The organism is Pseudomonas sp. P5_B2, from assembly GCF_056400445.1.
This window is the reverse complement of record NZ_JBFULH010000931.1, coordinates 1-1,289: the sequence shown is the minus strand read 5'-3', so window position 1 is coordinate 1,289 and position 1,289 is coordinate 1. Positions and strand designations below refer to the sequence as shown.

The following is a 1,289-nucleotide window of genomic DNA, read 5'->3' as shown; positions in this document are numbered from 1 at the left end:
TGATCAGGGTCACGCCCTGAGTGTTACGACCCAGGCTGGAAACTTCGTCGACACGGGTACGAACCAACGTGCCCTGGTCAGAAATCAGCATGATTTCCTCGCCATCGAGCACCTGGACCGCGCCGACCAGACGGCCGTTACGGTCGTTGCTGACCATGGCGATAACGCCTTGACCGCCACGCTTGTACTCAGGGAACTCGGTGATCGCCGTACGCTTGCCGAAACCACGCGCCGAAGCGGTAAGGATCTGGCTGCCTTCTTCCGGGATCAGCATGGAAATCAGCTTCTGACCTTCCGGCAGACGCATGCCGCGAACACCGCGAGCGGTACGGCCCATGGCACGCACGTCGGTTTCCTTGAAGCGAGTGACCTTGCCGCCGTCGGAGAACAGCATGACTTCGCGCTCGCCATCAGTAATGGCAGCAGAGATCAGCACGTCACCTTCGTCCAGCTCCAGCGCGATCAGACCGACGCTGCGTTGACGGCTGAAGGATTCCAGCGGGGTCTTCTTCACGGTGCCTTTGGCGGTGGCCATGAAGATGAAGTGACCTTCGGTGTATTCCTCGACCGGCAGCATGGTGGTGATGTACTCATCACTGTCCAGCGGCAGCAGGTTGACCAGCGGACGACCACGGGCAGCACGGGACGCTTCCGGAATTTCGTAGGTTTTCAGCCAGTACACTTTGCCTTTGCTGGAGAACAGCAGCAGCGTGGTGTGGCTGTTGGCGACCAGCAGGTGAGCGATGTAGTCCTCATCCTTGACGCCTGTCGCCGATTTGCCTTTACCGCCACGACGCTGAGCCTGGTACGCAGCCAATGGCTGGGTCTTGGCGTAGCCACCGTGGGAAATGGTCACGACGCGCTCTTCTTCCGGGATCATGTCACCCAGGGTCAGGTCGAGACGGGCGTCGAGAATCTCGGTGCGACGCACATCGCCATATTCGGCGCGGATCACTTCCAGCTCTTCGCGGATCACTTCCATGAGGCGCGTGGCGCTGCTGAGGATGCGGATCAGCTCGCCGATCTGGTTGAGGATCTCTTGATACTCGGCCAGCAGCTTTTCGTGTTCCAGACCGGTCAGACGGTGCAGACGCAGTTCCAGAATGGCTTGCGCCTGTTCTGGCGACAGGAAGTACTTGCCCTCGCGCAGGCCGTATTGCGGGTCCAGGGTCTCTGGACGGCACGAATCGGCACCGRCACGTTCAACCATCGCGACCACGGCGGAAGATTCCCACGCAGTCTTGATCAGCGCTTCCTTGGCTTCCGACGGCGTTGGCGAGGCTTTGATC

The 1,289-nt window shown here is 60.3% G+C and carries 1 protein-coding gene; it reads right to left on the bottom strand.

Translation table 11 applies throughout. The features are described from left to right. A partial coding sequence (locus AC1DRJ_RS28090) for a DNA gyrase C-terminal beta-propeller domain-containing protein (RefSeq protein WP_477805012.1) occupies positions 1–1,289 on the bottom strand: 1,289 nt, incomplete at both ends.